Origin of the sequence: Streptomyces solincola, from assembly GCF_002982015.1 — a bacterium.
GTDB lineage: Bacteria > Actinomycetota > Actinomycetes > Streptomycetales > Streptomycetaceae > Streptomyces > Streptomyces solincola.
The window spans coordinates 1-2,326 of sequence record NZ_PVLV01000630.1; the positions used below are offsets into that span (position 1 = coordinate 1).

The 2,326-nt window shown below is 77.6% G+C and carries 2 protein-coding genes and 1 pseudogene; 2 read left to right on the forward strand and 1 reads right to left on the reverse strand.

Annotated elements, in window-relative coordinates; all coding sequences use genetic code 11:
- Positions 1–131 precede the first annotated feature (131 nt).
- Positions 132–737: pseudogene (locus C6N75_RS28475) on the forward strand (TOBE domain-containing protein); the annotation flags it as partial.
- A gap of 15 nt (positions 738–752) precedes the next feature.
- Here C6N75_RS28475 and C6N75_RS28480 read toward each other — a convergent pair.
- The gene (locus tag C6N75_RS28480; protein ID WP_258177665.1) at positions 753–1,295 is read right to left on the reverse strand and encodes a flavoprotein; all 543 of its coding nucleotides are present in this window, start codon (positions 1,293–1,295) and stop codon (positions 753–755) included.
- Positions 1,296–1,479: 184 nt separating this feature from the next.
- Here C6N75_RS28480 and C6N75_RS28485 point away from each other — a divergent pair.
- On the forward strand, positions 1,480–2,326 hold an 847-nt coding region (locus tag C6N75_RS28485; protein WP_105871733.1), incomplete at its 3' end, for a serine/threonine-protein kinase.

The following is a 2,326-nucleotide window of genomic DNA, read 5'->3' on the forward strand; positions in this document are numbered from 1 at the left end:
GGGGCCCGGGCCCCCCCCCAGGCGGGGGGGGCCCGGCCGCGGGGCGGGCCCCCCCCCCCCCCCCCCCCCCCCCCTTTTCCCGCGCCCACGCGCCCCCGGGCGCCCCACGGCCCGGGCCCCGGCCCCCCCCCCCCCGCCTGCTCCTCCTCGACGAGCCGCTGGCCGCGCTCGACCAGACCACCCGGGCCCGTGTCCGGCACACCCTGCGCCGCCACCTCGACGGCTTCGGCGGGGTCTGCCTGATCGTCACCCACGACCCGGTCGAGGCCGTCTCGCTCGCCGACCGGGTGCTGGTCCTGGAGGACGGCCGGGCCGTGCAGGACGCCGCGCCCGCCGAGGTCACCCGCCACCCCCGCTCGGCCTGGGTGGCCCGGATGCTGGGCCGCAACGCCTGGCCCGGCACCACCACCGCCGACGGCCTGGCCGTGCCCGGCGGGGCCGCCGTGGTCGCCGCGGACCCCGTCGCCCCCGGCGCGGAAGCCCTCGCGATCATCGCCCCCGAGGCCGTCTCCCTGCACCGCGAACCGCCCACCGGCAGCCCGCGCAACGTCTGGACCGGCACCGTCCGCGAGATCACCGCCGTCGGCTCCCGGCTGCGCGTGCTCATCGCCTGTGCCGACGCCCCCGACCTGGTCGCCGAGGTCACCCCGGCCGCCGCCGCCGAGCTCTCCCTGACCGACGGCGCCCCGGTGCACGCCGCCGTCAAGGCCACCGAGGTCGTGCTGGTCCCCCGCTGAGCGCCGCCCCGGCCGCTACGGTCTCCCGCCGCCGAGCCGGACCCGGGCCGGCTCCAGCAGGTCCAGCGCCTCCCCCCACCGGAAGGCGGCCCCGCCGCCCACCAGCACGCCCATCGTGCGCAGCGCCTCCAGGCTCCGGGCGTACGCGGGGTGGGCGGCCAGGTCCGGGCCGACGGCGGGCAGGACGGCGGTGGGCAGCCCCTTGCCGTACGCCCCGCACAGGACGCCCAGGGCGAGGGTGTCGGCGATGCCGGCGGCCCACTTGTTGACCGTGTTGAAGGTGGCCGGGGCGACCGCGAGGGCGTCCGGGTCGCGCGGCGGGCGCTCCTCGCCCGGCAGCCGCCAGGCCGACCGCACCGGCCGCCCGGTCGCCGCCTCGACCGCCGCCCGGTCCAGGAAGCCGAGCCCCGCCGGCGTGGCGATCACCATCGTCTCCCAGCCCCGCCTGCGGGCCTGGAGCAGCAGCGTGCCGACCTTGCCGGCGTTGCCCGCGCCGCAGACCACCACCCCCAGCAGCGGCCGTCCGGCGGCGGGCGTCAGGTCCTCTCGTACGGTCACAGCGGCTCCTGGCGTCCGTGGGCGGCCAACGGGCGGACGCTACACCGACGGTGACGCCGGACCGGACGCGGGAGGTGGGTACGCTGAGCGTCGTAGCGGACTCGCCCCCACCACGCCCCCTCGCGGCGCGGCCGATCCGCCGGAGTGTTCGCAAGCAGTCGGTTCAGGCGGGTAGGTGCACAGGGTGCTGGTGGCGGATCGGTACCGGTTGGAGTCGGCCATCGGCCGGGGCGCGATGGGCGAGGTGTGGCACGCCACGGACGAGGTGCTGGGCCGCCCGGTCGCACTGAAGCTGCTGCTGGGCGACGACTCCGACGCCCAGACCGCGGCCCGCTTCCGGCTGGAGGGCCAGACCGCCGCCCGGCTGAGCCACCCGCACGTCGTCGGGGTCTTCGACTTCGGCTCCTGGGACGGCCGGTTCTACCTGGTCATGGAGTACGTCGCCGGGCACAGCCTCGCCCAGGAGCTGGCCGGGGCGGGGGCGCTGCCGCCGGAGCGGGTCGCCGTGGTCGCCGCGCACACCGCGGCCGGACTGGCGCTGGCCCACCGGCAGGGCATCGTCCACCGGGACATCAAGCCGGGCAATCTGCTGAGCGACGCCGACGGCACGGTCAAGCTGGGCGACTTCGGCATCGCCCGGTTCGTGGACGACCCGGCGGCCGCGCTGACCACCGCCGGGCAGATCGTCGGCACCAGCCTCTACCTGGCCCCCGAGCGGGCGCTCGGCCGCCCGGCGGGCCCCGGCTCCGACGTCTACTCGCTGGGCTGCGTGCTCTACCAGCTGCTGACCGGCCGTCCCCCGTTCCACGCCGACAACTCCACCGCGATCCTCTACCAGCACATCGACACCGACCCGGTGCCGCCGAGCACCCTCGGAGTGCCGCTGACCCCGGACTTCGAGCGCAGGCTGCTGGCGATGCTGGCCAAGCGGCCCGAGGAGCGGCCCACCGCCCAGGAGACCGCCGACTTCTTCTCCACCGGCGCCTGGCGCGGCGCCCCCGCCCCGGTGTTCCTGTCTCTTATACACATCT